Origin of the sequence: Lacrimispora sp. 210928-DFI.3.58, assembly GCF_020554865.1 — a bacterium.
Taxonomy (GTDB): Bacteria; Bacillota; Clostridia; order Lachnospirales; family Lachnospiraceae; genus Enterocloster.
Window position 1 is genome coordinate 14,467 of record NZ_JAJCIC010000015.1, and the last position, 26,107, is coordinate 40,573.

25 protein-coding genes are annotated in these 26,107 nt (G+C 52.0%); 21 read left to right on the forward strand and 4 right to left on the reverse strand.

The genetic code is table 11. The annotated features are described in order from the left end of the window. Positions 1-13: 13 nt before the first annotated feature. On the forward strand, positions 14-301 hold the full coding sequence (locus tag LIZ87_RS10840; RefSeq protein ID WP_227146947.1) for a hypothetical protein: 288 nt from the start codon (positions 14-16) through the stop codon (positions 299-301). Positions 302-360: 59 nt separating this feature from the next. Here the strand turns inward: LIZ87_RS10840 and LIZ87_RS10845 are convergent, their stop codons facing one another. Both LIZ87_RS10845 and LIZ87_RS22405 read right to left on the reverse strand, forming a co-directional pair. Beyond that, complete coding sequence (locus tag LIZ87_RS10845; protein ID WP_227146950.1) at positions 361-1,194, reverse strand: DUF305 domain-containing protein; 834 nt, start codon at positions 1,192-1,194, stop codon at positions 361-363. A gap of 185 nt (positions 1,195-1,379) precedes the next feature. Next, on the reverse strand, positions 1,380-1,511 hold the full coding sequence (locus tag LIZ87_RS22405) for a hypothetical protein (protein ID WP_264467967.1): 132 nt from the start codon (positions 1,509-1,511) through the stop codon (positions 1,380-1,382). 191 nt (positions 1,512-1,702) lie between these two features. Between LIZ87_RS22405 and LIZ87_RS10850 the strand changes: the two genes are divergently transcribed. The 11 genes from LIZ87_RS10850 (at position 1,703) to LIZ87_RS10900 (ending at position 12,512) form a co-directional block, all read left to right on the forward strand. After that, positions 1,703-1,999 carry a 4Fe-4S dicluster domain-containing protein gene (locus tag LIZ87_RS10850; RefSeq protein WP_330664589.1) on the forward strand — a complete coding sequence of 99 codons (297 nt, stop codon included), beginning with the start codon at positions 1,703-1,705 and terminating at the stop codon, positions 1,997-1,999. A 113-nt stretch (positions 2,000-2,112) separates the two neighbouring features. Next, positions 2,113-2,439, forward strand: coding sequence for a TfoX/Sxy family protein (locus LIZ87_RS10855; protein WP_178316582.1), 327 nt, complete (start codon positions 2,113-2,115; stop codon positions 2,437-2,439). A 141-nt stretch (positions 2,440-2,580) separates the two neighbouring features. After that, complete coding sequence (locus tag LIZ87_RS10860; RefSeq protein WP_178316583.1) at positions 2,581-3,771, forward strand: coenzyme F420-0:L-glutamate ligase; 1,191 nt, start codon at positions 2,581-2,583, stop codon at positions 3,769-3,771. A 43-nt stretch (positions 3,772-3,814) separates the two neighbouring features. After that, complete coding sequence (locus tag LIZ87_RS10865) at positions 3,815-4,612, forward strand: aspartate dehydrogenase domain-containing protein (protein ID WP_227146953.1); 798 nt, start codon at positions 3,815-3,817, stop codon at positions 4,610-4,612. Positions 4,613-4,627: 15 nt separating this feature from the next. Further along, positions 4,628-5,530, forward strand: a complete 903-nt coding sequence (locus tag LIZ87_RS10870; RefSeq protein WP_178316585.1) for a D-isomer specific 2-hydroxyacid dehydrogenase family protein — start codon at positions 4,628-4,630, stop codon at positions 5,528-5,530. A 162-nt stretch (positions 5,531-5,692) separates the two neighbouring features. Further along, positions 5,693-7,033: an MATE family efflux transporter gene (locus tag LIZ87_RS10875; RefSeq protein ID WP_227146955.1), complete on the forward strand. Its 1,341-nt coding sequence runs from the start codon at positions 5,693-5,695 to the stop codon at positions 7,031-7,033. A 71-nt stretch (positions 7,034-7,104) separates the two neighbouring features. Continuing rightward, positions 7,105-9,384, forward strand: a complete 2,280-nt coding sequence (locus LIZ87_RS10880) for a DNA topoisomerase III (RefSeq protein WP_178316587.1) — start codon at positions 7,105-7,107, stop codon at positions 9,382-9,384. Between the two features lie 18 nt (positions 9,385-9,402). After that, the gene (locus LIZ87_RS22720; RefSeq protein WP_227146957.1) at positions 9,403-10,209 is read left to right on the forward strand and encodes a L,D-transpeptidase family protein; all 807 of its coding nucleotides are present in this window, start codon (positions 9,403-9,405) and stop codon (positions 10,207-10,209) included. Between the two features lie 19 nt (positions 10,210-10,228). Beyond that, positions 10,229-10,921, forward strand: a complete 693-nt coding sequence (locus LIZ87_RS10890; RefSeq protein ID WP_227146960.1) for a YkgJ family cysteine cluster protein — start codon at positions 10,229-10,231, stop codon at positions 10,919-10,921. 46 nt (positions 10,922-10,967) lie between these two features. After that, positions 10,968-11,507 carry a nitroreductase family protein gene (locus LIZ87_RS10895; RefSeq protein ID WP_227146963.1) on the forward strand — a complete coding sequence of 180 codons (540 nt, stop codon included), beginning with the start codon at positions 10,968-10,970 and terminating at the stop codon, positions 11,505-11,507. 60 nt (positions 11,508-11,567) lie between these two features. Continuing rightward, a complete protein-coding gene (locus LIZ87_RS10900; RefSeq protein WP_178316590.1) occupies positions 11,568-12,512 on the forward strand; it encodes a ketopantoate reductase family protein in 945 nt (314 codons plus the stop codon). Between the two features lie 44 nt (positions 12,513-12,556). Here LIZ87_RS10900 and LIZ87_RS10905 read toward each other — a convergent pair whose 3' ends face one another. Then, complete coding sequence (locus LIZ87_RS10905) at positions 12,557-13,192, reverse strand: SGNH/GDSL hydrolase family protein (protein WP_227146965.1); 636 nt, start codon at positions 13,190-13,192, stop codon at positions 12,557-12,559. Between the two features lie 184 nt (positions 13,193-13,376). On the opposite strand from LIZ87_RS10905, the gene LIZ87_RS10910 reads away from it, so the two are divergent. The 6 genes from LIZ87_RS10910 (at position 13,377) to LIZ87_RS10935 (ending at position 20,125) form a co-directional block, all read left to right on the forward strand. Then, entirely contained in the window at positions 13,377-14,366 is a 990-nt protein-coding gene (locus LIZ87_RS10910; RefSeq protein ID WP_178316592.1) for a LacI family DNA-binding transcriptional regulator, read from the forward strand. A gap of 351 nt (positions 14,367-14,717) precedes the next feature. Further along, positions 14,718-16,070, forward strand: coding sequence for a citrate transporter (locus LIZ87_RS10915; protein ID WP_227146968.1), 1,353 nt, complete (start codon positions 14,718-14,720; stop codon positions 16,068-16,070). Between the two features lie 13 nt (positions 16,071-16,083). Further along, positions 16,084-18,210: a hydantoinase/oxoprolinase family protein gene (locus LIZ87_RS10920; protein ID WP_227146971.1), complete on the forward strand. Its 2,127-nt coding sequence runs from the start codon at positions 16,084-16,086 to the stop codon at positions 18,208-18,210. Positions 18,211-18,243: 33 nt separating this feature from the next. Beyond that, entirely contained in the window at positions 18,244-18,990 is a 747-nt protein-coding gene (locus tag LIZ87_RS10925; RefSeq protein WP_227146973.1) for a hypothetical protein, read from the forward strand. Positions 18,991-19,023: 33 nt separating this feature from the next. Beyond that, the gene (locus LIZ87_RS10930; protein WP_227146975.1) at positions 19,024-19,482 is read left to right on the forward strand and encodes a YhcH/YjgK/YiaL family protein; all 459 of its coding nucleotides are present in this window, start codon (positions 19,024-19,026) and stop codon (positions 19,480-19,482) included. A gap of 280 nt (positions 19,483-19,762) precedes the next feature. Next, entirely contained in the window at positions 19,763-20,125 is a 363-nt protein-coding gene (locus tag LIZ87_RS10935) for an arsenate reductase family protein (RefSeq protein ID WP_178313259.1), read from the forward strand. Here LIZ87_RS10935 and pdaA read toward each other — a convergent pair. Continuing rightward, positions 20,112-20,942: a delta-lactam-biosynthetic de-N-acetylase gene (gene pdaA, locus LIZ87_RS10940; RefSeq protein WP_178313258.1), complete on the reverse strand. Its 831-nt coding sequence runs from the start codon at positions 20,940-20,942 to the stop codon at positions 20,112-20,114. The genes LIZ87_RS10935 and pdaA overlap by 14 nt on opposite strands. 368 nt (positions 20,943-21,310) lie before the next feature. On the opposite strand from pdaA, the gene recQ reads away from it, so the two are divergent. From recQ to LIZ87_RS10955, 3 genes are all read left to right on the forward strand, one after another. Next, positions 21,311-23,314, forward strand: coding sequence for a DNA helicase RecQ (gene recQ, locus LIZ87_RS10945; RefSeq protein WP_227146977.1), 2,004 nt, complete (start codon positions 21,311-21,313; stop codon positions 23,312-23,314). Between the two features lie 101 nt (positions 23,315-23,415). After that, on the forward strand, positions 23,416-24,852 hold the full coding sequence (locus tag LIZ87_RS10950; RefSeq protein ID WP_227146980.1) for a sensor histidine kinase: 1,437 nt from the start codon (positions 23,416-23,418) through the stop codon (positions 24,850-24,852). A 12-nt stretch (positions 24,853-24,864) separates the two neighbouring features. Next, positions 24,865-26,094: a response regulator gene (locus LIZ87_RS10955; RefSeq protein WP_178313255.1), complete on the forward strand. Its 1,230-nt coding sequence runs from the start codon at positions 24,865-24,867 to the stop codon at positions 26,092-26,094. The last annotated feature ends 13 nt before the right edge of the window (positions 26,095-26,107 follow it).

Below are 26,107 nucleotides of genomic sequence, written 5' to 3' on the forward strand. Positions count from 1 at the left end.
AGGAGCTGGTAGCATGACCGTGTCCGCAATGCTGGACGAACTACAGGCCAAAGCAATCCATGATGGGGAGATCCGCAGGAGGCTCTTGGCTACCAGAGAGGAGGAGAATCCATTGTCGGCATTTTGCAGAGAGTGCAGGGAGCTGGGATATCCGGTGTATGAGATGGATCTGCTCCTGGAGGGAGAGGAGTTTTATGCGGCGATGAAGCGCAGCACCAATGGAGGAGGGGAAAATTCTCCGGTGCTCAAGGGAGAGGATGATTTCTATGGGTTGTTCTTTGCCGGGCTTCAGGAAGTGTGAGAAGCAGGAGAGAGTATGAGAATCAGGGCCGCCGGCTAAGCCGGCGGTCTGATTTTGGTCTACCGCACCAGTTTTTTCATATCCTCGATCTCTTTTTCCTGTGTGTCAACGATATCCTGGGCCAGCTTTCGGATCTCTTCGTAGTCTGTGTATTCCAGGATATCCTTTGCCATGTCTACAGCCATCTGATGGTGGAGGATCATCCCCTCGCCGAAGGCCTGATCGATGGTGTCCACGCTGCTGGGATCCAGATGGTGGGACATGGGGCCTTCGGAGAACATGCTGCTGTATTTTTTCAGATATTCTTCCTCCTTTTTGGAATCTGTTTTTCCATCCTCCTCATACTGTTTCATGAGTTCATTCATCTGCTTTAATTCATCCTTTTGTGCAGAGATGATATCCTTTGCAATGTTCTCTAATTCCGTGCTTTCCCCTCCGTATTTTAAATAGCTTTCTGCCATATCAATGGCTGCCTCATGATGAGGGATCATGCCCTTTAAAAAGTCAAGGGAGGCATTGCCGGAGTTCTCCCGTATCACCATTTCATCCATCATCCCCATCATGATGGAATCCTGCTCTGTGAGGTATTTTCCCAGGGAATCATTGCCGTTGAGCATATCGTTTATCTGACTGTTTTTGGTATCGGAGCTGCTGCCGTCATTGTGGCCGCTGTGACTGTCATGGCCGCTGCCTGTATCTGTCCCGCTGCTGCCGGAAGCTGCTGCCCCGGAAGATGGTTGGGAATCGGAGCTGTCAGATTGCGCGGAGACTTGTCCGTTTTCCTTCTTTTGGTCATTTCTGGCACAGCCGCCTGTGGATGCAGCGACTACTGCAAGAATGACAACAACTGCAATACAGATACCGATGATCCAGGTACGTTTATTCTTCTCCATTTGATTCGCTCCTTTGATGAATTTGATCAGTGTTAGTATCTGCTGGGATTGCCGGAAATATGTATTGGCTTTTTGAGACATGTTTTTCACATAATGAAATATGATCGAAAGAACTCAAAAGAAAAAGGCTTTTGCAGGTATAGGGGAGACTGCAAAAGCCTAAAGGAGGTATATAAGAATATAAGTTAATTGGTTTCTTCCTGCTCTGTGCCCAGCCAGATGCTGCTCTCACGGTACAGCTTTGCTACGGTCTCAGGCATGTCCTCACCGGCACAGGACTGGTCGGGATGGCCGCCGTATTTGATCCTGCGGTACATCAGATTGGCATAGGAGGGGCGGAGAGCGTCTAATTCCTCGCGGTTTGGACGGAAGGTATTGTTTTACTCTGTTGTTCCTCACTGAGAGAAGAGTTTAAGGTATATCCGGGAGACTATGGAGTCTATACAGAGTCTGTGATCGAGCCTCTTTATGAGTCAAAATCAGATACAGATATCCTATAACCTGCCCGGTGGGCTGCCTGTTTAAGTCAAACGCAACAGGAATGACAGTCTATGACAATACCAACTGCATCGGATGCAGGAGCTGCGGCATGGCCTGTCCCTTCGGCGCACCCAGATACCGGGTCTCTGACGGAAAGATGGCGAAATGCGACGGCTGCCATATCCGGGTGGAGTACGGCATGGAGCCAGCCTGTGTGCGGGCCTGTGCATTTGGGGCCCTGAGGCTGGTGACAGAGGAGGAATATGAAAGGATCATAAGCGGAAGGGCAAAGGACGCCATGCTGCAGGCCATGGGAATGGCATAGGGTATGGAACATGAAAAAAATGGAAGAATGAATAAAACATGACATACAGCTGTCCTGTTCTCTGTGCTATAATAGAAAAAAACGGCGGTCCAGGCCGTAAAAAGGAGAAGCGTATGGCGTCTACCCCGGAATACATGGAATACATCGCAGGCCAGCTAAAGGAGGCCGGCGGCGTCACCTATAAAAAGCTGTTTGGCGAATATGGTCTCTGGAGGGAGGGGAAATTCTTCGGAACCGTGGAGGACAACCAGCTTTACATCAAGGTGACAAAGGCCTCCCACGCCCTTCTTCCGGAGGCTGTACCTGTAGCTCCCCACGGAGGCACTCCAGGGATGTACCTGGTGGAAGAGCTGGAGGATAAGGAGTTCCTTGCAAAGCTGGTGAGAGAGACCTGCAGGGAGTTAGCGGAGTCAAAGAAAATAAGAAAAAAGAAAGAGTGAGAAAATGCAGCAGCGCAGTATGCCGAAGAGGCAGAGGCGGCTGCATTTTTCTTTTTATAGAAACTTCTCTACGAAAAATAATATATCTGTGATATAATACCTCATGCAGCAAAAAATATATCGATAAGCGAGGGTTTACACATGGAAAGAAAAGTTGGAACTATATCAAGAGGAATCCGCTGCCCGATCATCCGGGAAGGTGACGATCTGGCGAAGATCGTTGTAGATAGTGTGCTGGAGGCAGCACAGAGCGAGAATTTTTCAATCCACGATAGAGACGTGATATCAGTGACGGAATCCGTGGTGGCGAGAGCACAGGGAAATTATGCGTCTGTCAGCGCCATTTCGAAGGATGTGCGGGAAAAGCTGGGCGGGGAGACCATCGGCGTTATCTTCCCGATCCTGTCAAGAAACCGTTTCTCCATCTGCCTAAAGGGCATTGCAGGGGGAGCAAAAAAGGTGGTGCTCATGCTGAGCTATCCCAGTGATGAGGTAGGCAATGCGCTCGTATCCTTAGACCAGCTGGATGAGTCCGGCGTGAATCCTTACAGCGATGTGCTGGATCTGAAGACCTACCGGGAGAAGTTTGGAGAGAACAAGCATCCATTTACGGGGGTGGACTATGTGGATTATTACTGCCGGCTGATCAGGCAAGCAGGGGCAGAGGCAGAGGTCATTTTTGCAAATAATCCCAGAGAGATCTTAAACTATACAAAGCGCGTCCTGACCTGTGACATCCATACCAGAATGCGCACAAAGCGTATCCTGAAGGAGAACGGCGCAGAGATCGTCTGCGGCCTGGATGATATTCTGGATCAGCCGGTGGACGGAAGCGGATGCAATGAAAAGTATGGACTGCTGGGCTCCAATAAGTCCACAGAGGAGACGGTCAAGCTGTTCCCCAGGGAGTGCACTGATCTGGTGGAGGAGATCCAGAGGCAGGTCCTGGAGCGCACCGGGAAGCATGTAGAGGTCATGGTGTACGGAGACGGCGCATTTAAGGATCCTGTTGGGAAGATCTGGGAGCTGGCTGACCCCTGCGTGTCCGTGGCAAACACACCGGGACTGGAGGGCACGCCCAATGAGATCAAGCTGAAATATCTGGCTGACAATGATTTTAAGGATCTGTCCGGCGAGGCCTTAAAGGAGGCGATCTCTAAGAGGATCAAAGAGAAGAAGTCCAACCTGGTAGGAGATATGGCTTCCCAGGGAACCACGCCCAGAAGGCTTACGGATCTGATCGGCTCTCTCTGTGACCTGACCAGCGGTTCCGGGGACAAGGGAACGCCTGTTATCCTGGTGCAGGGATACTTTGACAATTATACCAGCTAGTACACAAATACAACTTATAAATGACCGGAGGATAGAAAACGCCATGAATAATCATACAGAAAAACAGAAATTAGCCATTATAGGAAATGGATATCTGGCTGAGATCATCGTGGACGCCTGGCTGCAGGGATTGCTGGAGGAATATGAGCTGACAGCCATTCTGGGGCGGACCAGGGAGAAGACAGAAAAGATCGCTGCAAAAGCAGGCTGCAGAGCCTGCTGCACCATAGAGGAGCTTCTGGAGACAAAGCCCTCCTATGTGGCAGAGGCCGCCTCTGTCCAGGCGGTAAAGTCCTATGCAGCAAAGGTACTTTCCAGCCCTGCAAGCCTTATCGTCCTGTCTATCGGGGCTTTTGCAGATAAGGCGTTTTATGAGGAGGTAAGAACCTGTGCGTCGGAGAATGGGACAAAGGTCCACATTGCCTCCGGCGCAGTGGGAGGCTTCGACGTGCTGCGCACCATTTCCCTTATGGGACAGGTGAAGGCAGGGATCAGGACGAAGAAAGGGCCGAGATCTCTTATGGGAACGCCGCTGTTTAAAGAGGAACTTCTGACAGATACAGAAGAGAGCCGGGTATTCTCCGGCAATGCAAAGGAGGCCATCGGACTTCTGCCAACAAAGGTGAATGTGGCAGTAGCCTCTTCCCTTGCCACAGCAGGGCCGGATGAGACCAGCGTGAACATTTACAGCGTGCCGGGTATGACGGGGGATGACCACAAGATAACAGCTGAGATCGAGGGCGTGAAGGCGGTTGTGGATATTTACTCCAGTACCAGCGCCATCGCAGGATGGAGCGTGGTGGCTGTCTTGAGGAATCTGGTATCGCCCATCGTTTTTTAAGAAAGGAAAAGGAAAATGAAAACATTTAAAAAATTAGTTGCAATTGAACCAGTAAGCCTGGTTCCTGAGTATGAGAAGGAGCTTTTTCAGTATGCCGGGGAGGTGAAGCTCTATGAGGATATTCCTGGAGATGACGAGGAGATCATAAGACGTATTGGAGATGCGGATGGAGTGCTGGTGAGCTATACCTCCAGGATCAACCGCTATGTCATTGAGCATTGTCCTTCCATCCGCTACATCGGCATGTGCTGCAGCCTTTATTCCGAAGCGAGTGCCAATGTGGATATTGCCTGTGCAAGAGAAAGGGGCATTGTGGTGCTGGGGATCAGAGATTATGGAGACAGAGGCGTGGTGGAGTTTGCCCTCAGCGAGCTGGTACGCTTCCTCCACGGATTTGACAGGCCCATGTTCAGGGAAATGCCTGTTGAGATCACCGGACTGAAGGCAGGGGTCGTGGGCTTTGGCACCTCCGGCGGGATGATCGCAGATGCCTTAAAGTTCATGGGAGCAGAGGTGTCCTACTACAGCCGCACACGCAAGCCGGAGAGGGAGGCGGAGGGCTTTACATACCGTCCCTTAAAGGAGCTCCTTTCTGAGAGTGAGGTTGTGTTTACCTGCCTGAATAAAAATGTGATCCTGCTCCATGAGGAAGAGTTTGAGGCTCTGGGACAGGGAAAGCTCCTGTTCAATACCTCCATTGGCCCCTCCCATGATGTGGATGCTCTGGGAAAATGGCTGGATGGGGAAGGAAATTATTTTATCTGTGATACGGAAGGGGCACTGGGAGATGGGACAGGAACGCTTCTTGCGCATCCTCACGTGTTCTGCGCTCACGTGTCTGTGGGACGGACAAAGCAGGCCTTTGTACTCCTTAGTCAGAAGGTGCTGGCAAATATACGCACATTTCTTATATCATAGGAAACTCCTTCGGAGCCTCCTATGATAAAAAAGCCCGACCGGCAGGATCGCAACCCTAAAGGGGGAGAATGTAACATCAGGGGAGATCTGCAATTTCAACTGGATTTTGGGGGACGTTCACAGCGTTTAGAGATTCCAATATAGAGAGGCAGATGACATCTTATGACAAATGATATGACGGTTGGGAGCCCGGCGAAGCTGATCATCCAATTTATGATCCCAACCTGTCTGGGAAATGTATTTCAGCAATTTTATAACCTGGCGGATTCCATTATCGCAGGGCGCTATATCGGCGTGGAGGCATTGGCAGCTATCGGGAGCACCACATCTCTGATCTTTCTGGTGATCGGATGGCTCAACGGCCTTACCAGCGGCTTTGCCATTCTTGTGGCCCAGCAGTTCGGTGCAAAGCGGTATGAGAAAATGCGCCACAGCATTGCCATGTCCATTTACCTGTGCCTGGCTTTTGTGACAGTGATGACCATTTTTTTGGAGCTGCTCAATTACCCGATCCTCCGGCTGATGAATGCGCCGGAGGAGATCATCGGGGATACGGGAGGCTATATGGCGGTTATCTATGCGGGCCTTTTTGTGACGGCTGCCTATAATGCGCTGGCGGCAGTCCTGAGGGCGCTGGGAGACAGCCGTTCGCCCCTGTATTTTCTGATCACCTCGGCGGTCATCAATGTATTTCTGGATGTGGCCTTTATTGTGAGGCTGGGCATGGGAGTGAGGGGCTGCGCCTATGCCACTGTGATCGCCCAGGGGATATCTGCAGCCCTCTGCCTGGTATATATTATCAGGAAATTTGATATATTAAAGCTTAAGAGAGAGGATTTTAGGCTGTCTTTCAAGACGATGGGCAGACTTTTAGGCATGGGGATTCCCATGGGGCTCCAGTTCTCTATCACAGCAGTGGGGACGATCATTGTCCAGGGGGCAGTAAATGCCTTTGGCGCTGTGTACATAGCCGGGTTTTCTGCCGCCGGGAAGATCCAGAGCACCGTGTCTACCGTATTTGTGGCCTTTGGTGCAACGGTGGCCACCTTCGTGGGACAGAACCGCGGGGCGGGACGTATGGACAGGGTGCGCCAGGGAGTGAAGATTACCCAGATCATGGTGTTTGTCTGGAGCGCGTTCATGATACTTTTTATTCATTTTCTGGGAGAAACTCTGATCGGCATTTTCATTGATCCGTCGGAGAAGGAAGTGATGGAGGCGGCAAAGACCTATTTTAAGGCCGTGTCCTGGTGCTACCCCTTCCTGGGAAGCATTTTCCTTTACAGAAACGCCCTTCAGGGGCTGGGCTATGGCCTGGTGCCTATGATGGGCGGTATCTTTGAGCTGGCGGCCAGGGCAGCTATCGTAAGCAGCCTGGCAGGTTTGGCAGGCTATGTGGGAGTGTGCCTGGCGGATCCCGCAGCCTGGCTGGCGGCATTGATCCCCATTGTGCCCTATTATTTTTACCGGATTAAGCACTTGGGGCCTGTCCGTAGACCTTAAGTGCCATGGGCAGCCGGGTTCTTTTTATAAAGTTGTAACAGTTCAGACGGCAGGGAAGGAGAAACATCCGTATGAAATCACTTGTAATCGCAGAAAAGCCTTCTGTGGCCAGGGACATTGCCCGTGTCTTACAATGCGGGAAAAATATAAATGGCGCCATTGAGGGCGGGAAGTACGTTGTGACCTGGGGACTGGGCCATCTGGTGACACTGGCAGACCCGGAGGATTATGACGGAAAGTATAAGGAGTGGAGGATGGAGGACCTTCCCATGCTTCCAAAGGAATTTAAGCTGGAGGTCATCAAGCAGACCGGAAAGCAGTACCAGGCTGTGAAGGCACAGCTTCACAGAAAGGATATCGGGGAGGTCATCATTGCCACGGACGCAGGGCGGGAAGGAGAGCTGGTGGCGAGACTGATCCTGAAGAAGGCGGGAAATGACAAGCCTTTAAAGCGTCTCTGGATCTCTTCTGTGACAGACAAGGCCATCCGGGAGGGCTTTGGAGCCTTAAAGGACGGGAAGGAGTATGAAAACCTGTACGATGCAGCGATGTCCAGGGCGGAGGCGGACTGGCTGGTAGGCATCAATGCCACCAGAGCATTGACCTGCAAGTACAATGCCCAGCTCTCCTGCGGCCGGGTGCAGACGCCCACCCTGGCAATGATCGCGAAGCGGGAGGAGGAGATCCGCCGCTTTGTGCCAAAGCCCTACTATGGCATCCAGGCAAGGGGGAAGGGGATCACGCTCACCTGGCAGGATGGAAGATCGGGAAGCGGGCGCACCTTTGAGCGGGAAAAAGCAGAAGGGATCATGGAGAAGGCTGCCCGGGGGAAAATGCCGGTTTCCGGCAAGGTCATCCAGGTAAAGCGCACGCCAAAGAAGAAGCAGGCACCCCTTCTCTATGACCTGACGGAGCTTCAGCGGGATGCCAATAAGCAGTTTGACTATTCCGCAAAGGAAACTTTGAATATCATGCAGAGGCTTTATGAAAACCATAAGGTACTCACCTATCCCAGAACGGATTCCAGGTATCTGAGTGCAGATATTGTGCCGACATTAAAGGAACGGCTGAAGGCCTGCTCCATAGGACCCTATAAGCAGTTAGCCGGACGCCTGATAAACAGGCCGCTGCCGGAAAAGCTGTTCTTTGTGGATAACGGCCGGGTGTCGGACCACCATGCCATTATTCCCACAGAGCAGTTTGTACAGCTGGACCATATGACCGTTGATGAGCGCAGGATCTATGATCTTGTGGTGCGCCGTTTTCTGGCGGTCATGTATCCTCCCTGTGAATACGAGCAGACCAGCCTTGCTGTGGAGGTCGGAGGAGAGCGCTTTACAGCCAGCGGAAATATTGTGAAGGATCAGGGCTGGAGGGCGGTTTACGAAGGGGTTTCCTGGAAAGGGAGCAAAGAAGAGGAGGAGAGCAGAGAAGCTGGAGATGGCTTATACGGCGAAGAAGATGGCAGGGCGGAAGGCGCTGACACAGAAGGGGCCGGGGCAAAGGACCAGCAGCTTCCTGATGTCAGGGAGGGAGACGTTTTGGAGGGCTTAAGCCTTGTTCTCACAGAGGGAAAGACAAAGCCGCCTGCTCCTTTTAATGAGGCAGCACTTCTGTCTGCCATGGAGCATCCGGCGGCATTTATGGAGTCTGGCGACAAGGCGATGGCAAAGACCCTGGGGGAGACCGGCGGACTTGGGACTGTGGCAACCAGGGCAGATATCATAGAGAAGCTCTTTGCCAGCTTCCTGCTGGAAAAGCGGGGAAAGGACATTTTCCTCACATCAAAGGCAAAGCAGCTCTTAGAGCTGGTGCCGGAGGATCTGAAAAAGCCGGAGCTGACAGCTGACTGGGAGATGAAGCTTTCAGGCATTGCCCAGGGAAGCCTGAAGCGCAGCGCGTTTATGAAGGATATCAGGGGCTATTCGGAAGAATTGATACAGCAGATCAAATCAGGACAGGGACAGTTCCGCCACGATAACCTTACCAACACAAGATGCCCTCAGTGCGGAAAACGGATGCTCCTTGTGAAGGGCAAGAACAGCGAAATGCTGGTCTGCCAGGACAGAGAATGCGGCTGCCGGGAGACCATTTCCCGCACCTCCAACGCACGCTGCCCTGTGTGCCATAAAAAAATGGAGCTTAGGGGAAAGGGCGACGGACAGATCTTTGTGTGCAGATGCGGCTATAAGGAAAAGCTGAAGGCTTTTAAGGAGCGCAGGGCAAAGGAGGGGGCAGGCGTGTCAAAGAAGGATGTGGCAAAGTATTTAAGCCGCCAGAAAAAGGAGGCCAAAGAGCCTATTAACAATGCCTTTGCGGCTGCATTGTCCGGCATTAAGCTGGATGATTGACGGAAAAGGAGAGTGGACATGAAAAGAAAGATGAAAGTATTATGTGCAGGCCTTTTGGCAGCGCTGCTGGCAGCGGCCGCAGCCACCGTTTCCTGGGCAGAGCAGACAGGTGCGGCAGAAGCGGTGGTGGTTCCTGTAGGCGCTGTGGAGGCGGCGGGAGGAGCGGCTGCGGCATATGAGTCAGGAGGGCAGTCGGCTGGAATCACTGGAGCAGCCGACGGCCAGGCAGATGCGCCGGCTGATCAGGCCGTGAGCAGCGCGGCAGATGTCCAGGCATCCGTGTCTACCGGCGCAGCTTCCACCCAAACCACCGTCTCTGCTCCCGCGGTCTCCGGCCCCGGCGCCAAAACACGTCCGCCCATCAACGGAGTCAGCATCTACGTGAGCAAGCGGGGCAATACCCTGACATTGAAACAATACGGCAGGGAGATCGGCACATGGCCTGCAAAGCTGGGACGGCAGTCCTCCTCCGGTGATAAGGTACAGGAGGGAGACGAGATCACCCCCTCCGGCAGCTTCTACGTGTGTACCAGAAATGATAAGAGCCTTTATTACCTGGCTCTGGGGCTGTCCTATCCGTCAGCCGAGGATGCAGAGCGCGGCCTGGAGGCGGGAATCATCACTCAGGAGCAGTATCAGGCCATCATAGATGCAAACAAGGCAAAGGAAAAGCCGCCCTGGGACACACCCTTAGGCGGAGCCATTGAGATCCACGGAAACCAGGGAGACCGGGGGACTGCAGGATGTATTGCCATGACAAATGATGTAATGGACATTTTGTGGAACTACTGTAATCTGGGAGTTCCCGTCACAGTAGGTCCATAAGAGAGACAGGGGAAGCGATATGGAACGAAACATCGATTTAAACGAAATATCAGATGGAAGGCTGTATGGCAGCAATGATATGGTAAAGGCGGACTGCGGCAGCTGCGAGGGCTGCTCGGCCTGCTGCCGCGGCATGGGCTCCTCTGTGGTCTTGGATCCCTTCGACGTTTACCGGCTTACCACAGGCCTTCAGACTACTTTTCAGAGCCTGCTTTCCCGGGCATTGGAGCTGAATGCGGTGGACGGCATCATCCTTCCCAATCTCAAGATGGCAGAGGAGGAAGAGGTCTGTCCATTTCTGAATGAAAAGGGGCGGTGCAGCATCCATCCTCTGCGTCCGGGCTTTTGCAGGCTGTTTCCGCTGGGCCGTCTTTATGAGGACGGAAGCTTCCGGTATTTCCTTCAGGTGAAGGAATGCAAAAAGGAGAACAGGAGCAAGGTAAAGGTCCGCAAATGGATCGATACGCCGGATATCAAGCAGTATGAGGAGTTTGTCTGCAAATGGCATTATTTCCTGAAGGACTTAAGCAATGCCTTTGGAAATGGCAGGGATGGGAAGGCCCTTTCTCTTGCCAAAACAGTCAGCCTGTACATACTGAATCAGTTTTATATCACACCCTATGACAGCGGAGAGGATTTTTATTCCCAATTCTACCGAAGATTCAGGGAAGGACAGGAATTTGCAGCTTCTATTTTGGAAAAAGCAAAGTAGAGAGAGCAGAGACACGAAAACAGCATGGACAAGAAGGAGGAAAATCATGGAATTGAATCAGGTGATCATGGAACGCAGAAGCCTTCGGGCCTATAAGGAGGGCCAAAAGGTGGAGAAGGAGCTCATCGAAGAAATGCTTCGTGCCGCTCAGGCAGCACCCTCCTGGAAGAACTCTCAGACAGCACGCTACTATGTAGCCATGTCAGAGGAGATGGTGGAGAGCATCCGGGAAACCTGTCTTCCTGAGTTTAACAGGAACAATTGTGCAGGGGCTCCTGTGCTGATCGTCACAGCATTTGTGAAGTCCCGCTCCGGCTTTGACCGCGAAGGCAATGCGGTGAATGAGCTGGGAGATGGCTGGGGCTGCTATGATCTGGGCCTTGCCAATGAAAATCTGGTGTTAAAGGCAAAGGATCTGGGGCTTGACACCCTGATCATGGGGCTCCGCGATGGAGAAGGCTTAAGGAAGCTTCTTCATATCCCGGAAAACCAGGAGATCGTATCTGTGATCGCAGTGGGCCGGGGTGCAGCAGAGCCTGAGATGCCAAAGCGCAGGGAGCTGGAGCAGATCGCAGTATTTTATTAGGAGCTATTCAACCAGCATGAGAAAAATGATGGCGGCAAAGAGGAAAGGAACGCAAAGCAAATGAAGAGGATCGAGCGTGTTTCCATTATAGGAATGGGAGCTCTGGGAATATTATACGGAAGCTTTTTCGCAGAAAGGCTGGGAAAGGATCATGTGACTTTTCTGGTGGATAAGGAAAGGCTCAAACGCTATGAAGGAGTGGAAGTGACCTGTAACGGTAAGCCCTGGAGCTTCCGGGTAAAGGACGGGGCGCTTCCCTCCGAGAAAGGCCCGGCTCAGCTTCTGATATTTGCGGTAAAGGCAACAGCCCTTTCCTCCGCCATAGAGACTGCCAGAAAGCAGGTTGGCAGGGATACCATTATCCTGTCTGTGCTCAATGGTATATCCAGCGAGGAGATCATCGGAGATGCGCTGGGGAAGGAGCATGTGCTTTACTGCGTTGCCCAGGGGATGGATGCGGTGAAGCTTGGCAATGACCTGACTTATTCCCAAATGGGCCAGCTTTGTATTGGTATCCCGGAGGATCAGCCGGAGAAGGAGCCGCTGTTAAAGGCGGTCACGGATCTCTTTGACGCCACAGGCCTTGCCTACACGAAGGAGCCGGATATCCTGCGGCGGCTGTGGTGCAAATGGATGCTGAATGTGGGAGTGAACCAGGCTGTGATGGTGGAGGAAGGTACATACGGCACTATTCAGAAGCAGGGAGAGGCCAGGCAGCTCATGATAGCGGCCATGAGAGAGGTGATCGTCCTGGCTGAAAAGGAGCATATCCGTGTGACAGAGGAGGACCTTCAGGGCTATGTGGACCTGATGGACACCCTGAGTCCGGAGGGAATGCCCTCCATGCGCCAGGACGGCCTTGCAAAGCGCCCGTCAGAGGTGGAGCTGTTTGCAGGGACCGTCATAAGGAAGGCAGAGCAGTACGGGGTGGAGGTCCCGGTAAACAGGGAACTGTACCGGAGAGTGAAGGAAATGGAAGCAGGGTACGAGACAGCTGCCGTATAGGAGTGCAGCCGCTACGGATCAGGCCGGAGGCATTGGCATACGTATCAGGCCTCAAAATAGGTTTTTACGATATCGGCTACAGCCTCAGCCAGGGCACGGTGATCGTCTTTGTCCATGTGGAGCTGGTCTATAGGGCTCGCCTTTGCCACGGCAGATCCGTCTAAAAACAGGCAGTCCTGTTCCGAAGCCACATTCCGGTAAAGGGGAGCCAGCAGCCTGGACTTTTCCGGAGAGGTTTTGTCAAAGCTGGCAAAGGGAGAGTGCTCTACATCCTCCAAAATGTGGATGGGGGATATGATAAGGATTTTAGGGACAGGATAGCTGGGGCCATAGTTAAAGGAGCGCACCTCCTTGCAGAGGCATTCCATGCCCTTGGCAATGATCCTGGGCGTTGCGTGAAAATGGGCCTTGCAGTCATTTGTTCCCAGAGAGAGGATCACCATGTCGAGAGGCTTGTGGCTCTGCAGTGCCACCGGAAGAGCTGAAAGCCCGCAGCGGTTGGGTTCTAAGGGGTCGTCCCACACCGTAGTGCGCCCGCCCATTCCCTCCTCGATGATATAGTATTCCTTTCCCAAAAGCTGCTGCAGCCGTCCGGGCCAGCGCACATTCCAGCTGTGCCTTCCGCCTTTTGGATTTGTCCCAAATGTATTGGAGTCACCAAAGCAAAGTATATTGAACATAACATCCTCCTTTATCTGTTTTATCTGTAAGATCATTCTGGCGTTTCATCATATATCATAGCATAAGCTATAATAAAATCCAGTAAAAAAAGCATATTTGCAATGTTCTTGACAAAACCGCGGTCTATCCCTTATTCTTTTATAAAAGCCCTTTCATAAGAATAGAGCAGAAAAGAGAGACATTATGAATATTTATGATATAGCAAAGGAAGCAGGCGTTTCCATATCCACCGTTTCACGTGTGATGAACAATAAGGGAAATGTGAATCCGGCTACCAGGGAAAAGGTGGAGGAGATCCTGGCCAGGAACAGCTACGTCCCCAGTGCCATCGCAAGGGGGATGATGAGCAAATCCCTGAACAAGGTGGCTGTCCTGACAGTGGACATACGGGTGCCTCACTATGCCAGGACGGCCTACACGATCGAACGGGAATTCAGCCGCCGCGGATATGAGGTCAGCCTCTGCAATACGGGAGGAGAGCTTCAGGAAACTGTGAAATATCTGCGGGCAGCACTGGAAAAGCAGGTGGATGGCATTGTCCTGGTGGGTTCTGTCTTTAATACTATCTGCAGAGATCCGGAGATCGAAGGCCTTCTGCGCACAACGCCCACCGTGCTGGCCAATGGAAAGCTGGAGCTGCCAAATTCGTATTCTGTTCTGGTAGATGACAAGTACGGCATTGGACTGGCAGTGGATCATCTGGTGCGGAAGGGCCACCGCGAAATCTATTATCTAAAGGATATGGATACGGTCAGCGCAAGGCTCAAGTGCGAAGGCTTTTTGAACAGCCTGGGACGGTATGGCATAAAGGATGCCAAAAAGCGCGTGGTGAATACTGCCATGAGCATTGAGGGAGGTATGAAAGCCGTGGAGCAGCTGCTGCGGAAAGGGAATACCTTTACAGCGGTTGTCTGCGGAGAGGATGTGACAGCGGCAGGCGCTGTGAAAGCGCTTTTACACGCAGGACTCCGCGTGCCGGAGGATGTGGCTGTCACCGGCTACAACAATTCCGAATATGCGAGAATATGCGAACCCCGGCTCACCACCATAGACAATAAGCCGGAGCTGGTAGCCATGCTCTGCGTCCAGCTGCTGACAAGCCTGATCGAAAAAACAGAGGCCTATTCCTCCTGTACCATCCAGCCGGAGCTGGTGGAGGGGCAGACCACGTAAAGGGCAGGCGGCATAAAGGACAGGCAGCATAAATGGCGGCCGCATCAAGAAAGACAAAGCACAGCTCATTCCAGCTTTGACGAAAAAATATTTCAGGGATATCTTTCAAGGATAAAAGGAAAGATATCCCTTTTTTTACGATATTGAGAAAGCGCTAACATGTTGTTAAAAAATAACCGTCATTTTGACGAGAATTAGATGGAAAAATTAAACATAATGACGAAATATAAAAAAGAAAACAAGAAAACTATTGACAAAAATAGTGAAAGATTTATAATAAACTCAAAGAAAGCGCTTTCTCAAACTTGCAAAATATTTTCACAAAACAAAAAGAAAACAGGAGGAAACATTATGGAATATGTTATAGGGATCCTGCTGCTCATCTCCTTCGTGGGCCTGGCAGTCTACGCTGTGCGGGGCGGAAATTTAATGATGGGCATGCTGATCATGGGTATCATCTGGACGGCTCTTCCGCTTATCGGCAATACATTTGCCACAAATCCGGAGTTTATCGCTGCCTATCCCGGCGTCACCGATATCTCCTTTGTCGCTGCCATCACAAAGGTCTTCCAGTCAGGTCCTGAGGGATGGGGAAGCGTGCTGGTAAACGTTGTATTCGGTGCATGGTTCGGCCGTGTGCTCCTGCAGACAGGCATTGCGGACACCCTGATCCGTAAAACCGTAGAGCTTGGAGGAGATAAGCCAGTCATCATCTGCGTGCTGCTCTCCATTGTCACCACTGCCATCTTCTCCACCTTATTCGGAGCAGGTGCTGTTGTGGCTATCGGTGTTATCATTCTTCCGATCCTTATGAGCCTGGGCATTCCGAAGACGCTGTCTGTTGGCTCCTTTATGATGAGCGTCGGAGCAGGCATGTATTTAAACCCGGTCCTTTCCGGACAGTTCCTGGCCTTTTTCCTGGATGAGAACGGCAAGCAGCTGATCACCTATGACGATCCTGCCCGCCTGCGCTGGGCAATGACCGGTGTGGCCGTACAGCTGATCCTGGTGATCCTGATGTGCGCCTTCTCCTTGAGAAAAAAGAAGACCGTACATGCATGGAGTGCATCCTCTGCCAGAAAGTTACGCCCCGGATATGTTCCTTCCATCGCCCTGATCGCCCCGATCCTTCCGGTTGTGCTGCTGGTGGTATTCAATATTCCGATCATCCTGGGCTTCACCATTGGAAGCTTTTACGCCCTGGCTGTGTGCGGGAAGCTGAAGTCCTTCCGCGGCGCCTGCCGTGTGCTCAACAAGGATTTCTTTGACGGTGTGGTAGACACAGCTCCTCTTGTGGGCTTCCTGCTGATGATCCCGATGTTCAACAAGGCTGCGGAGCTCTGCGTACCGTATTTTAACGCACTCCTCGGCAATGTGATCCCCCACAATACCCTTGTCATCAGCATTGCCTTTGCCCTGTTAGCACCCCTGGGAATGTTCCGCGGCCCCTTCACTCTATTTGGCTGTGGAGCTGCCACGCTGGGAATCCTAAAGGGTATCGGATTCTCCACCCCATACCTGTATGCCCTGATGGTCATCCCATCCATCACCATGAACGTATCCATCTGTATGACCCAGAGCTGGATCGCATGGGGCATCAGCTATGCGAAGGTATCCACGAGAGAGCATTTGAAGAAGACACTGCCTGTTGCATGGATCATCTGTGCAGTGATGCAGGCGATCACCTATGTCATGTTCGGTTAAGGAGGAGCCAGAAATGAGTGATAGAAAAGTACGTATGGGAATTGATGTGGGCGGAACACATACAAAAGCCGTTGCCATTGATAATGCGACACATGAAATTATCGGAAAATCTTCTGTGAAGACAACACACGATGACAAGGCCGGAGTTGCCGCCGGAGTGGTGCAGGCCTTTCAGAACTGCCTGAAGGAAAACAACATTAACCCGAAGGATGTCATCTTTGTGGCACACTCCACCACCCAGGCTACTAATGCCCTGATCGAGGGCGATGTTGCCCGTGTGGGAGTCATCGGCGTTGGACCGAAGGGACCGGGCGGATGGATCGCAAAGGCACAGACCAATATGAAGGATATCGACCTGGGCTCCGGCCGCTTTATCCGTCTCCACAACCGTTTTATCTGTGATGAGAAGCTGTCAGACCAGCTGGTAACGGACACCATCAAGTCCCTGACTGAGGAAGGAGCCCAGGTGGTGGTTGCCAGCGAATCCTACGGTGTGGACGATATGGAAAATGAGACCGGCATCTGTAAGATCGCCAAGGACATGGGCCTTGAGGCAACGGCTGCCAGCGAGATCACAAAGCTTTACGGCCTGACCCGCCGCACCCGCACAGCAGCCATCAATGCCTCTATCTTGCCGAAGATGTTAAATACCGCCAATTCCACGGAGCAGAGCGTGCGCAGCGCCGGTGTGGAGGTACCCCTTATGATCATGAGAGGTGACGGCGGCGTTATGGAGATCAGCGAGATGAAGAAGCGTCCGGTGCTCACCATGCTGTCCGGCCCTGCTGCCTCTGTTATGGGAAGCCTGATGTATCTGCGCGCTTCCAACGGCGTGTACTTTGAGGTTGGCGGCACCACCACCAATATCGGCGTGATCAAGGACGGACGTCCTGCCATTGACTACTCTGTGGTAGGAGGACACCGTACATATATCAGCAGCCTGGATGTGCGCGTGCTGGGCGTTGCCGGAGGCAGCATGGTGCGGGCGGACAAGAACGGAGTCAAGGATGTAGGCCCCCGTTCCGCCCACATTGCAGGCATGGACTATGCCGTATTTACGCCGGAGGAGGAGATCGTAGACCCGAAGGTGGTATTTTTCAGCCCGAAGGAGGGGGATCCTGCAGACTATGTGGCCATCGAGCTAAAGAGCGGAAAGCGGATCACCATCACCAACACCTGTGCGGCCAATGTGCTGGGCCTCATCAAGCCGGAGTATTTTGCATACGGCAATGCCAATGCAGCCCGCAAGGCAATGCAGCCTCTGGCTGACTATATGGGCAAGACTGTGGAGGAGGTTGCCACACAGATCCTGACAAGAGCCTATGAGAAGATCGAGCCAATCATCATGGACCTGGCTGAAAAATACCGTCTGGAGAAGGATCAGATCAGCCTGGTGGGAGTTGGCGGAGGCGCAGCTTCCCTGATCGGCTTCTGTTCTGACAAGATGGGCCTGCGCTACTCCATCCCCGATAATGCAGAGGTCATCTCCTCTATCGGAGTTGCCCTGGCTATGGTCCGCGATGTGGTAGAGCGCGTGGTTCCCAACCCCACTCCGGAGGATATCCGTTCCATCAAGGCTGAGGCCATTGACAAGGCTGTGGAGAGCGGTGCGGCGCCTGACAGCGTGGAGGTGCACATTGAGATCGATCCTCAGACTTCAAAGCTGACGGCCATTGCCCTGGGCTCCACGGAGGTAAAGACCACCGATCTTTTAAAGGAGTGCACAGCAGAGGAGGCATGCCAGCTGGCAGCGGAGGACTTAAAGGCACAGCCCTCAGAGATCAGTCAGGAATGTGCCACAAAGAACTTTTATGTATTTGGCATGGACAAAAAGGGCAGGCACCCGGTACGCATCCTGGATAAGAAGGGCTTCATCAAGGTGCAGCGCAATGACGGAAAGGCCATCCTGTGCAAGGCAGGAAGCTACCGCAATATGGTCTCCCAGCTGTGGGAAGAGCTGGCGATCTACCAGCAGGATGCGATCCTGCGCCCGGATTACTATATCTGTGCCGGAGCCCGCGTGATGGATTTTGCCGGATCCACGGATCTGGATAAGATCATGATGCTGATGGAAGTGGAGATGCAGATGATCAACCCTGCCGATGATATCATTATCGTCGGCGCAAAGAACAGCCTGTAGCGGATGGATGTGCAGACAGAAAGGAGCGTTTTTATGGGAAAGGCAGAAAAATGGAGCAGGCTTGCAGAAGCCTTTGCCGGAAGGGGCGCTCTGTCTGCCAATCAGGAATACCCGGAGGTTTCCCTGGAAGAAATGGCAGGCACCTTAGCCGGCTTTACAGAGGAAATGTGGGGAAGGTACGCCTTCAGCCGGGAGCCTTTGGAAGGAAAATTCACAGAGGAGCAGAAGGACAGCTACACGGTGAAGGCCAATGCCTGCGGCCGTGAATGGGCCAGGCGGATGGCAGCACAATACGGCACCCGCAGTCCCTGGCTTCTGGCAGAGAAAATGGGCATGAAGGTGAAGCTGGAGGAAAGGCCCACAGGAGGCGGGCTCGTTCTCTTTGCACAGTTTGTCCAGCCGGATGAGATCACTATATTTACGGACTGTATTGACAGGGCGGCAGCCCTTCAGGTAGAATGGAAATGCCCGCTTCTGGAAGGAGAAGCGCTGAAGGGGACGCTGCTGGCCCATGAGCTGTTCCACGCAGTGGAAGAGCAGCATGCAGAGGAGATCTTTACACGGACAGAAAAGGTGGAATTATGGAGAAAGCCGTTTTCCAACCGCTCCGCCATTGCCTGTCTGTCGGAGATCGCCGCCATGGCATTTGCGGCCGAGCTCATGGAGCTTGAGGCATCGCCGTATATGCTGGATGTGCTTCTCGTCTATTCCTATGACAGGAACGCAGCCTGGGGGCTCTATGATGAGATCTGCTGCATGAATCACATAAAAAATAATTGAGCGCCAAAGCGCGGAATAATAAAGGAGATCAATATGTTAACAACAAACATGTTACTGGCTGAGAAATACGATTACCTCAGCGGCAAATTCAAAAAGGCATTTGCATTTTTAAGAGAAACCGATCTTGCCGCCCTGCCTGTAGGCAATGTGCCGATCGATGGTGAGGAAGTATTTGCCAATGTGCAGAGCTACACCACAATGGACGTGAAGGAATGTCCTTTTGAGAGCCACCGCGCCTATTTTGATGTGCAGTATGTGGCAGAGGGGGAGGAGTGCTTTGGCTATGAGCCTGTTGCAAATCTCACTCCATCCATGGAATATGACAAGGAGAAGGACCTGATCTTCTATAAAGAGCCAGCCCAGAGCGGCTGTGTGGTCTTAAAGGCCGGAGATTTTGCCATCGTTCCACCGGAGGATGGACATGCGCCCAGACGCATGACAGCAAACGGACCGTGTGCAGTCAAAAAGATCGTAGTGAAAGTAAGGGTATAAAACAGGCATGTAAATGACAAAGTGAAAAGGAAGGCGTTAAGAGCGCACAGACATAAGATAGTAGACTGCTGAGAATATTTTGCATGAGAAAGCCGCCGGAGCACAGGAGACTCCGGCGGCTTTTTGGGCAGTATTATGTTTCTGCATCCTGCACCGCATGAGCGATCTCCCGGAAGCTGAGGTACAAAGTGAAAAAACCAGGTGGCAGAACCTTGCCAATCCTGTCAGAGGGAAGTATAATACAGTTATCTTAGGAGCATTGATACCCAGGAGGATACGTATGGACATGACAGTCTTATGCTATAAAAAATGCAGCACCTGCCAGAAGGCCTTAAAATGGCTGGATGCAAATGGGATCCCCTATAAGGAAAGGCCCATCAAGGAGGAGAATCCCACCAGGGCGGAGCTGGAGGCGTGGTATAAAAAGAGCGGTCTTCCCTTAAAGAGATTCTTTAATACCAGCGGGAACCTGTACAAGGAGATGAACTTAAAGGAGAAGCTCCCAAAGATGAGCGAGGAGGAGCAGCTGGATCTTCTTGCCACAGACGGAATGCTGGTAAAACGGCCCCTTGCAGTGGCAGCAGACTATGTGCTGCCAGGCTTCAAGGAGGCAGAGTGGAAGGAAAAGATCAAGGCAGATTAACAAGCTCATCCAAAGAGGCAAAATGATAGCCCATTTCTTCCCATTTTGTCAGCAGTTCATCCAGGATCTCCCCATTGGTTTTTGAGGTGCTGTGAAGGAGGACGATGGCTCCCGGATGGATGCGGCCCAGCAGCTTTTTAAAGGCCTCCTCCTTTGTGGGCTGTTTATCCTCGTACCAGTCTACATAGGCCAGGCTCCAGAAAAAGGTACGGTAGCCCATGTCCCTTGCCATCTCAAGGTTGCTTTCACTGTACTTTCCCTGGGGAGGCCGGTAATATTTTTTCATAGGCTGGCCCGTGGTCTGCTGGTACAGGGCCTCCAGACTGCCCAGTTCTTTTTCAAAGCTTTCTTTCGTGGAGATCTTTGACATGTCCGGGTGATGGAAGGTGTGGTTTCCCACGGTGTGGCCTTCTGCCACCATCCGTTTTACCAGATCCGGGCTGGTTTCCAAGTAGTTGCCTACCAGGAAAAAAGTGGCGGGGACCTGGTGCTTTTTTAAGGCATCCAGGATCTTTTCCGTGTTGCCGTTCTCATATCCGGCATCAAAGGTCAGGTAGATGACCTTATCCTGTGTATCCTGGACATAGTAGGCGTTGTACTGCTTCAGATAATCTGCGGTGGCATTTCCCACAGGCATCTGTCCCTCGCCGGGAAAGCTAAGGCCCCAGTTCCCCTCTGCCGAGGCTGCCACAGCCCTTGAGGCTTCGTTATACTCTGTCACCTGGGCAGCCAGGCGTCCCGCAAAGAAGGCAAGGGTGAAAAGCAGGGTGGTCTGAAGGAGCTTTCTTTTAGGGAGACATTTCAGCTTATCAAACATAGAGGCATCCGATCAATGAAGGCTTTTCTCTAAATATATGCGCTGGTCTTCGGTTTATGCTCTTCTGTCTGCGGCGTCTGCCGTATCCTTGGCCTAATTGAATCTGAACAGCATTTCTCCGATTTTTGGCTGCAATTCCCATTTCCATGAAAATACGGATGATTTTTTGGAATTCCGCAAACGTAAAATTTCCTGAAGTTTCGGATCCTTTAAGATGGGTCATCACAGACCACAGGGATCCTTGTAAAATGAATGAAAGATAGTACAAGTCCTTTTCTGCCTGTGCCTGGCACGATCGGGAAGAACATGATATGATAGGTGAAGGCACAGCTGCAGAAGGAAAATTGACACAAAGGAGAAGAGGCCTTATGGATAAAAATAAAATATTAAAGCAGTATTTTGGCTACGACCAGTTCAGGGAGGGCCAGGAGCTGCTGATCGACAGTATATTGGCCGGGAGGGATGTGCTGGGCATCATGCCTACAGGAGCAGGAAAATCCCTGTGCTATCAGATCCCCGCCCTGCTCATGGATGGGATCACCCTGGTGATCTCTCCCCTCATTTCCCTTATGAAGGATCAGGTCAGCAATCTGAATCAAGTGGGGATCCATGCAGCCTATCTCAACAGCTCCCTGACAGCTGCCCAGTATTACAAGGCTCTGGAGTTTGCCAGAAATGGACGTTATCCGATCATCTATGTGGCTCCGGAGCGCTTGATGACAGAGGAATTTCTCCGCTTTGCCCTGGATCCAAAGATAAAGATATCCATGGTGGCTGTGGATGAAGCCCACTGCGTATCCCAGTGGGGACAGGATTTCAGGCCCAGCTATTTAAAGATCGTGGAGTTTATCAGGCGGCTTCCGGTGCGCCCTGTGGTCAGTGCCTTTACGGCGACTGCCACAGCGGAGGTAAGAGATGATATTATCGATATCTTGATGCTGCAGAGCCCCCAGATGCTCACCACAGGCTTTGACCGCTCCAACCTGTATTTTGCAGTTCAGTCTCCAAAGGATAAGTACCAGACCATGAAAAATTACCTGGAGCGCCATAAGGGAGAGAGCGGCATTGTCTACTGCCTTACAAGAAAGGTGGTGGAGGAGGTATGCCAGAATCTGTTAAAGGACGGCTTTTCCGTCACCCGCTACCACGCAGGCTTAAGCGATGGGGAGAGAAAGCACAACCAGGAGGATTTTATCTACGACAGGGCTCAGATCATGGTGGCTACCAATGCCTTTGGCATGGGGATCGACAAGTCCAATGTCCGGTTTGTGGTCCATTACAATATGCCGAAGAATATGGAAAGCTACTACCAGGAGGCCGGAAGGGCAGGCCGTGACGGAGAACCTGCAGAGTGTATCCTGCTCTACGGAGGCCAGGATGTGATAACCAACCAGTTTTTCATTGATCACAACCGGGATAACGAGGAGCTGGACCCGGTGACGCGGCAGATCGTGATGGAGCGGGACCGGGAGCGCCTGCGCAGGATGACATTTTACTGCTTTACAAATGAATGCCTGCGGGATTATATCCTGCGGTATTTCGGGGAATATGGCAGCAATTACTGCGGCAACTGTTCAAACTGTTTAAGCCAGTTTGAAGAGGTGGATGTGACAGAGACTGCCAGAGGTCTTTTAGGCTGTGTGAAGAGCAGCAGGCAGCGGTATGGGGTCAATGTCATTATCGATACAGTCCATGGAGCCAATACGGCGAAGATACGGGGCTACCGGATGAATGAGAATCCGTTTTATGGGATGCTGGCAAAGGCTCCGGTCTATAAGCTGCGCCAGGTGATGAACCATCTCCAGCTAGAGGAATATCTGACAGTCACCAATGACGAGTATGCCATTGTAAAGCTTGGGAAAAGGGCAAAAGCAGTGTTGGAGGATGGGGAGCAGGTCATCATGAAGATGGCAAAGGAGACGGACCGCCAGGCAAAGGAGGACAAGGCAAAGGCTTCCAGAGGAAAGAAGGGGAAAAAGGGACTGGCCGCAGTCTCAGGCGCAGCGGGAGCCGGCTTTACAGAGGCGGAGGAATCCCTGTTTGAGAGCCTGCGCAGCCTCCGGGCAGAGATCGCAAAGGAAGAGAAGGTGCCGCCCTATATCGTATTTTCCGACAAGACCCTGGCTCATATGTGCATCCTGAAGCCGAAGACAAAGGAGGAGATGCTGTCGGTATCCGGAGTGGGAGAATTTAAATACGAAAAGTATGGGAAGAGGTTTCTTTCCTGTCTGAAGAAGCAGGCGGTATCCTCCGGTGAGCCGCAGGGAGATCCCTGTTATGAGGAGGAGGATCTGTATTTTGCCGGCGACAGCGACGAGCTTCAGGATTGGAACTTAGACGATGCCTTGTCTGCCTGGGAAAAGGCCAGATAGTTTTTCTTGTCATTCCCTTTTTGGCGATGTAGAATAGGATTTACAGAGAAAATTGCAGACAGAAAAGCGAGAAGAGATCGATGAAATCCATACGACAAGAATTGAAGCGGAATCAATTCATCCTGATGACAGTGGCCGTTATGTTCATCACGGCTATTGTATTTGTCAATGTGAAATCTTCCCATCAGTACAACGGGCTTTTGCAGAACTACCAGCAGGTAAATGACCTGCTGGTGATCAACAACCGGCGCAGCACCTTTTTTAAGCTGTACAGCAAGAGCCATGACAGCGGAACCTTAAGCCAGTATTATGACGAATGCGAGCAGTTTGACAGTCAGCTGCAGGAATTGAATGAGAAGATGCAGAATGACCGGAAATGTAAGATGACATACCGCATTGTATGCCAGGTGACGGAGCACCGGAGGGAGATGGCAGAGTCCTATATCTGGCCCGGGGAGAATTATTATCCCAGCCTGACAGCGGATCTGGATGAGGTGGATCTGGAGATCGAGCGGTGCTTAAACCAGCTGATGAGCTATTATCTGGACTATCTGAACATTGTCTTTGCGGGCTACAGCCACAGAATGCAGGTCATGAATATTGCGATCATCCTGTTTTTTATGACCGTATTCCTGGTATATATCGTGCTGGAATACCAGATGAGCTCCAGGATCCTGCAGTCCATAGAGCGGCTTACGAGCGCCGCAAGAGAGATCATGAACAATAATCTGGAGGCAGAGGACATTGAGGAAACGCCCTACTGCGAGCTGAATCAGGTGTCCAGGACCTTTGATCAGATGAAGCGGCAGATCAGGACCATGATCACAGAGCTGGAGGAGACCCACCGGATGAAGGAGCATCTGGCAGAGATGAAGATCCGGGAGCTGCAGATGCAGATGAATCCCCATTTTCTGTTTAACAGCCTGAGTCTGGTGATACGCAGCATCCAGCTGGGAGAACGGGATACCTCCATCCAGCTGGTGAAGGCCATTTCCAAGATCCTGCGGAGCAGCATTGAGATCAAGACCACAGCCATTCCCCTTGATGCGGAGATCGAGCTGGTGCAGTCCTATCTCTATATACAGAAGCTTCATCTGAAGGGGCGGGTCACTTTCTGCCTGGATGTGCGCAAGTCCTTTTCCAGTGATCATGTGATGATCCCGCCCCTTACCATCCAGCCCCTGGTGGAAAACAGCATCCAGCATGGGTTAAAGGACCGGGTAAATGGTGGAAGGGTGGATATCCTGATCACAGAAAAGCCGGATTATATTGAGGCAGTGGTGGCAGATAATGGCGTTGGCTTCCCGGCTGCGGCAGAGCGCGGCAAAGAGGGCAGCGTCAGCACGCCCGGCCGGCAGGGAGCAGCGATCCCGAAGACCTCCATTGGCCTTCATAATGTGAAGGAACGGCTGAAGCTGTACTACCGGAGAGAGGATGTGCTGCAGATCGAGCGGCTGGACGGAATCACCAGGATAACATTAAAGCTATATAAGAAGCAATCGAGCAAAGAAGCAATGGAATACAAGGACGATCTGTAGGAGGAAACAGGTATGTTGCGTGTGATATTGGCAGATGATGAAGCCTATGAGCGGGAGTATTTGGAAAAAATATTAAGGGAAAGCTATCCGAGTCTCTTGGAGATCGTCTATAAGGCGGTGGATGGCGTGGATTTGATGGAAAAGCTTAAGGAGTGCAAGCCCCAGATCGTGCTGCTGGATATCAAAATGCCGAGAATGGACGGGCTCGCAGCAGCGGAGGAGATCAGGAAAAAATATCCGGATATCCAGATGGTGATCATCTCAGCCTACAGCGATTTTGCCTTTGCAAAGCAGGCGATCAAGCTGGGAGTGACGGACTACCTGTTAAAGCCCTATCTGGACTCAGAGCTGCGCGAGACCATGGACAAGGTGATCGTCAGGACCAGAGAGAAGGAGGATTCCCTGGCGCTGCTGTCCTATGCCAACCCGCTGACAGATGACAATAAAAGGGAATTTGATTTTTACCGTGATCTGGAGAAGGATCTTTTGTGGTCCCTGTTCTTTGGGAGGTACGGGGCGGAGAAGATCGAGAAGGAATTTGCCATGTGGAATGTGGGCCAGGAATGGTTTAAGGTGGTCCTGATCTCCAGTCCGGCGCTGATCAATATGGGAAGCTTTTCACAGGAGGTGTTCAAGAATTACTTCCACATGGAGGGAGTGACTGTGCTCAACAGTATCTGGATGGATCAGATGACGATCTGCCTGTTTTCTGCAGAGCAGGATGCATTTACAGAGCTGACAGGGTGCATCAACAGGGCGAGGAATTACCTGGCAGAGGAGAAAAGGATCCCTGTGGCCTGCGGCGTCAGCGGCGCATACTTTGGGTTAGAGAAGCTGCCGGAGGCTTACAGGGAGGCGGCGTCCTTTATCAGGGAGTATGCTCCGGAGGATGAGAGGAAGGCTTTTGTCAGCATGACCGGCGGCATGCAGAGGCTTTCTGAACTGGAGGATGAGATCATCCAGTCGCTGGTCCGTGAGGACAGGGAGGAGAGCAGTGAACGCCTGATGGAGATGATCGAAGAGCTGGAAGGCTGTCTGGGCTATCAGGATATGCCGGTAAAGATGAATTTTGGCCGGAGCCTGATGACGATCATCCGCGGTATTAACCGGATCCCAGGGTTCAGGATCAAGACCTCGGAGGCGATCGGCCGTTTTGAAAAGCTGGGAGAGCTGAACTTTAATGGTGACAGCTTGAAATACCATGTAGAGTATTTCTCAGAGATGGAGATACAAAAGGGCTGATCTTAGAAGGTCA

Coding starts and splice junctions, on each gene's coding strand:
- LIZ87_RS10880 (WP_178316587.1), top strand. CDS start 7,105: ATGAAATCACTTGTAATCGCAGAAAAGCCTTCTGTGGCCAGGGACATT.
- LIZ87_RS10925 (WP_227146973.1), top strand. CDS start 18,244: ATGGGAAAGGCAGAAAAATGGAGCAGGCTTGCAGAAGCCTTTGCCGGA.
- LIZ87_RS10905 (WP_227146965.1), bottom strand. CDS start 13,192: ATGTTCAATATACTTTGCTTTGGTGACTCCAATACATTTGGGACAAAT.
- LIZ87_RS10875 (WP_227146955.1), top strand. CDS start 5,693: ATGACAAATGATATGACGGTTGGGAGCCCGGCGAAGCTGATCATCCAA.
- LIZ87_RS10865 (WP_227146953.1), top strand. CDS start 3,815: ATGAATAATCATACAGAAAAACAGAAATTAGCCATTATAGGAAATGGA.
- recQ (WP_227146977.1), top strand. CDS start 21,311: ATGGATAAAAATAAAATATTAAAGCAGTATTTTGGCTACGACCAGTTC.
- LIZ87_RS10935 (WP_178313259.1), top strand. CDS start 19,763: ATGGACATGACAGTCTTATGCTATAAAAAATGCAGCACCTGCCAGAAG.
- LIZ87_RS10860 (WP_178316583.1), top strand. CDS start 2,581: ATGGAAAGAAAAGTTGGAACTATATCAAGAGGAATCCGCTGCCCGATC.
- LIZ87_RS10890 (WP_227146960.1), top strand. CDS start 10,229: ATGGAACGAAACATCGATTTAAACGAAATATCAGATGGAAGGCTGTAT.
- LIZ87_RS10910 (WP_178316592.1), top strand. CDS start 13,377: ATGAATATTTATGATATAGCAAAGGAAGCAGGCGTTTCCATATCCACC.
- LIZ87_RS10870 (WP_178316585.1), top strand. CDS start 4,628: ATGAAAACATTTAAAAAATTAGTTGCAATTGAACCAGTAAGCCTGGTT.
- pdaA (WP_178313258.1), bottom strand. CDS start 20,942: ATGTTTGATAAGCTGAAATGTCTCCCTAAAAGAAAGCTCCTTCAGACC.
- LIZ87_RS22405 (WP_264467967.1), bottom strand. CDS start 1,511: ATGTACCGCAGGATCAAATACGGCGGCCATCCCGACCAGTCCTGTGCC.
- LIZ87_RS10855 (WP_178316582.1), top strand. CDS start 2,113: ATGGCGTCTACCCCGGAATACATGGAATACATCGCAGGCCAGCTAAAG.
- LIZ87_RS10895 (WP_227146963.1), top strand. CDS start 10,968: ATGGAATTGAATCAGGTGATCATGGAACGCAGAAGCCTTCGGGCCTAT.
- LIZ87_RS22720 (WP_227146957.1), top strand. CDS start 9,403: ATGAAAAGAAAGATGAAAGTATTATGTGCAGGCCTTTTGGCAGCGCTG.
- LIZ87_RS10955 (WP_178313255.1), top strand. CDS start 24,865: ATGTTGCGTGTGATATTGGCAGATGATGAAGCCTATGAGCGGGAGTAT.
- LIZ87_RS10840 (WP_227146947.1), top strand. CDS start 14: ATGACCGTGTCCGCAATGCTGGACGAACTACAGGCCAAAGCAATCCAT.
- LIZ87_RS10915 (WP_227146968.1), top strand. CDS start 14,718: ATGGAATATGTTATAGGGATCCTGCTGCTCATCTCCTTCGTGGGCCTG.
- LIZ87_RS10845 (WP_227146950.1), bottom strand. CDS start 1,194: ATGGAGAAGAATAAACGTACCTGGATCATCGGTATCTGTATTGCAGTT.
- LIZ87_RS10930 (WP_227146975.1), top strand. CDS start 19,024: ATGTTAACAACAAACATGTTACTGGCTGAGAAATACGATTACCTCAGC.
- LIZ87_RS10920 (WP_227146971.1), top strand. CDS start 16,084: ATGAGTGATAGAAAAGTACGTATGGGAATTGATGTGGGCGGAACACAT.
- LIZ87_RS10900 (WP_178316590.1), top strand. CDS start 11,568: ATGAAGAGGATCGAGCGTGTTTCCATTATAGGAATGGGAGCTCTGGGA.